Source organism: Streptomyces sp. NPDC127084, from assembly GCF_042724175.1.
Lineage (GTDB): Bacteria > Actinomycetota > Actinomycetes > Streptomycetales > Streptomycetaceae > Streptomyces.
Window position 1 is genome coordinate 41,686 of record NZ_JBHXFA010000044.1, and the last position, 4,272, is coordinate 45,957.

Genomic DNA, 4,272 nt, shown 5'->3' on the forward strand with positions numbered 1-4,272 from the left:
CGTCACCTGCGCGATATCCCGCACCTGCGTGGTCAGGTTGCGGAACACGGTGTTGACCGAGTCGGTCAGGTCCTTCCACGTACCCGCCGCGCCCGGCACCTGCGCCTGACCACCCAGCAGACCCTCGGCGCCGACCTCGCTGGCCACCCGAGTCACCTCGTCCGCGAAGGTGCGCAGCGTCTCGGTCATCTGGTTGATCGTCTCGGCCAGCTGCGCCACCTCGCCGCGCGCGCTCACCGTGACCTTCTGCGACAGATCACCGTTGGCCACCGCCGTGGTGACTTCGGCGATGCCACGCACCTGGGAGGTGAGGTTGCCCGCCATCGTGTTGACGGAGTCGGTGAGGTCCTTCCACACACCGGCGACACCGGGCACGGTCGCCTGGCCGCCGAGCTCGCCCTCCGTGCCCACCTCACGCGCGACCCTCGTCACCTCTGACGAGAACGAGGACAGCTGATCCACCATCGTGTTGACGGTGTTCTTCAGCTGGAGCATCTCACCGGCCACATGGACGGTGACCTTCCGCGACAGATCACCCTTGGCCACCGCCGTGGTGACGAGAGCAATATCACGCACCTGGGCCGTCAGCCGGTACGCCATCGTGTTCACCGAATCCGTGAGGTCTTTCCACGAACCGGACATACCTCGCACTTGCGCCTGGCCGCCGAGCTTCCCCTCGGTACCGACCTCCAGTGCGACCCGCGTCACCTCGTCGGTGAACGCCGACAACTGGTCCACCAGGTTGTTGACGGTCCTGGCCACCTTCAGGAACTCACCACGCAGCGGGCGCACCGCGCCATCAGGCCCGTCGGCCGTATGCGAGCGCAGTTCCATGCGCTGTTCCAGGTCACCATCGGCGACCGCCGACAGCACCCGGCTGACCTCCGACACCGGCCGGGCCAGATCGTCCACGAGCGCGTTGGACGCCTCGATCGCGGCGGCCCAGGAACCCTCGCAGGCACCCGGCTCAAGCCGCTCGGTGAGCTTTCCCTCACGCCCCACGACACGCCGAACGCGTGCGAGCTCACCGGTGAGATGCAGATTGCGGTCGGCGACCTCGTTGAAGACCGCCGCGATCTGGGCCATGACGTCGTCGCCCGAGACCGTCAGCCGCTTGCGGAAGTTCCCGTCCCGCATCGCGACCAGCGCCGCGAGCAGCCGGTTCAGAGCCGCAGCGTCCACCGCCGCCGTCGCGCCCCGTGGTTGTTTTTTCCGGGACTGTCCGTCTTGTGCGCGCGTGGTCGTGCCCCGCGCCGCTGCACCAGACTCCACCGTGTCCCTCCCGCAGGGTTACGTCATGCTCGGGCTGTTCTCAAGGAATGGTTCCCAGTGTTTCACCGCAGCCGAACCAGGCCATAACAGTTCGGCGGCTTCGCATAGCGTCCCCACACCCGGAGGGCGGAAACGGCCGCGACCGGCATCCGCTCGGACAGCGAAGGTAAGTAACCTGGCATCCGGCTGTCCAACCGCCCCCAGTCGCCCGGCAGGGGTGGTGAGGCGCGAGGACCGCGAGGACAACGACCGGGTACCGGGAGGGGCAGGCACCGACCATGGCAGAGCCGGGCGTCGAGACGCGTACGAAGAGTTCCGTGATCACCGCGCGGGCGGCTGCCAGCTTCGACCCCGTCGGACGGTCGGTCGCCTCAGCCCGCGCCTTCGTCCGGGACACGCTCCAGGGCTGGGGTTACGCCGAAGTCGTCGATGACGCGGTGGTCCTCACCAGCGAACTCGTCACCAACGCGGTCATCCATGCCGGCACCGCCGCGGACGTACTCTGCCTGCGCACCCCGGACGGCGTGCGGGTCGAGGTCGGCGACCGCTACCCCGAGCGCGAGATCCCCGTCCAGGGCGGTGGCCGGACCGTCGCCCACCCCGACCGCGAGAACGGGCGCGGCCTGCTGCTCTGCGCCGCCCTGGCGACACGGTGGGGCGTCGAGTACTCGGCCGCCAGCAAGCAGGTCTGGTTCCAGCTCGATCTGCCGCAGCGCCCGGTCGGGACCCGCTCGGCGGGCCCCGTACTCCCCATCGACCTCCTCCCGGTCTCCGACGAGCGGGTCAGGGTGGCCGTCGTCCAGATCGACCGCAACGGCGCCATCAGTTCCTGGAACGACGACGCCCGGCACCTCTTCGGATACGTGGCCGACCAGGTGGTCGGCAAACCGCTCGGCGACCTCGCCGCCTGGCCCCACACTCCCGGAATCGGCACCGGAATCGCCGAGGCGCTCCAACTGTCACGGTGGGAGGGCAGCTACGGCATCCGCGATACCGACGGTCGGGTCATCGCTGTATACGCCTCCCACCTCCGGGTCCGCGACACCAACGGCGAGGCCTCCACCGTCTGCCTCCTCGTCCGCGACTACGAGCGCGCAGTGATCCAGCCGCCGGCGCGCGTATCCCCCAGCGACGGCACGGGAACAGAGACCCGCAACGCCGACCCCTTCGAGGTGTTCATCGGCTCACCGGCCCCGGACGACCTGGACGGGCTGCTCCAGCGCACCGTCGAGCGGGCCCGCGACATGCTCGACGCCGACTCCGCCTTCCTGCTGCTGGCCACTGACGACGAGACAGAACTCGAAGTACGGGCCACCACAGGGCTTCCCTCCGCCCGTCAGCGTTTCGCCCGCGTGCCCGTCGAGGCGGGCACCGGCCGCTACGGCTCCGCCCGGATGCCCGCCGTCCACGAGGACCTCAGCGCCGTGCCCGGCGCCGTGCCCCTCCTCGACGGCACCGGAATGCGCTCCGTGGTGACGGTCCCCCTGAAGGTCGAAGGCCGGCTCACCGGCTCACTCGGAGTCGCCACGGAAGCCGGAGGCCGCTACTCCAACGAAGAAGCCCTGCGGCTCCAGTTCGCCGCCGACCGCATCGCACTCGCCGTCGAGTCCGCCAGGCTCGGCGAGCTGGAAAGGCTCCGCAGGGGTTCACTGAGCTTCCTGGTCGAGGCGTCCGACCTGCTGGCGGGCACGCTCGACCGCGATCAGACGCTGGCCCTCATGGCACAGATGACCGTGCCCACACTGGCCACCTGGTGCGCCGTCTACACCATCGCGGACCAGTCCTCGGAGCCGTACCTCTCCTATGTGCTGCACGAGGACGAGGATCGCATCGACGGCCTCAAGGCCCTCCTCGCCAAGATTCCCCCGCCGGTTCCGGAGCCCACTCCCGGTGCTCGCGTATGGAACGCTCCGGCCGACGCCGCCCACCAGGCCGCGCTGCGCACCTCGATGCGTGAACTGGGGATGGGAGCGGCCTCCTTGTCCTCGCCGTCCTCGTCACAGGGTGTCGGTACGTCCCTGGCCACGGCGTCCACGGTCGGCGGCGAAACGGTCGTCCTGCCTCTGGTCGCACGCAACCGCGTCATCGGCATGCTGACCCTCGGCAAACCGTCCGACGACCACTTCCGGCAGGAGATCCTGGAGCTCGCCGAGGACCTTTCCCGCCGGGCGGCACTGGCCCTCGACAACGCCCGGCTCTACTCGGAGCGCACGGCCATCAGCCAGTCGCTCCAGCGCAGCCTGCTCCCGCCGAGCCGTCCCGAAGTACCGGGCCTGGAAGTAGAGGTCATCTACCGCGCGGCGGGCGAAGGCAATGAAGTCGGCGGCGACTTCTACGACCTCTTCCCGATCCGCGACGGCGTCTACGGCTTCGCGATCGGCGATGTCTGCGGTACGGGTCCCGAGGCCGCCGCCGTCACCGGCCTGGCCCGGCACGCGCTCCGCCTCCTCGCCCGCGAAGGCTTCGGCGGCCCCGCGGTGCTGGAGCGGCTGAACGCGGCGATCCTCGACGAAGGTGCCCGTAGTCGCTTCCTCACCCTGCTGTACGGCGAGCTGCGCCCTCAGGAGGACGGCTCAGCTCTCCTGAAGGTCGTCTGCGCCGGTCATCCGCTCCCGCTGCGGTTGTGCCAGGACGGCACCGTGGAGCCCGCCGCCGAACCGCAGCCGCTGCTCGGCGTGATGGAGGACCTGGAGCTCTATGAGCAGGACATCACTCTGGCCCCAGGCGATGTCCTGCTGTGCGTCACAGACGGCGTCACAGAACGCCGTGAGGGTACGCGCATGCTGGGCGACGACGGCCTTATGGACGTGCTGACCACGTGCACCGGTCTCACGGCCGGGGCGGTCGCGGCGCGCATCCTGCGCGCGGTCGAACGCTTCGCGGCGGAACCGGCATCGGACGACATGGCGATCCTCGCGATGCGGGTACCCGAGCCGCAGAGGAGCTGAGCGCGCCGAGCTGCCGGAAGCCGGACATGCAGAAGGCCCCCCGCCACATGGC

2 protein-coding genes are annotated in these 4,272 nt (G+C 69.7%); one reads left to right on the forward strand and one right to left on the reverse strand.

The genetic code is table 11. The features are described 5' to 3' along the window. A partial coding sequence (locus ACFWI9_RS13400; protein WP_387161526.1) for a HAMP domain-containing protein occupies window positions 1-1,272 on the reverse strand: 1,272 nt, incomplete at its 3' end. Between the two features lie 278 nt (window positions 1,273-1,550). Here ACFWI9_RS13400 and ACFWI9_RS13405 point away from each other — a divergent pair. Next, window positions 1,551-4,220, forward strand: a complete 2,670-nt coding sequence (locus ACFWI9_RS13405; RefSeq protein ID WP_387161528.1) for a SpoIIE family protein phosphatase — start codon at window positions 1,551-1,553, stop codon at window positions 4,218-4,220. The last annotated feature ends 52 nt before the right edge of the window (window positions 4,221-4,272 follow it).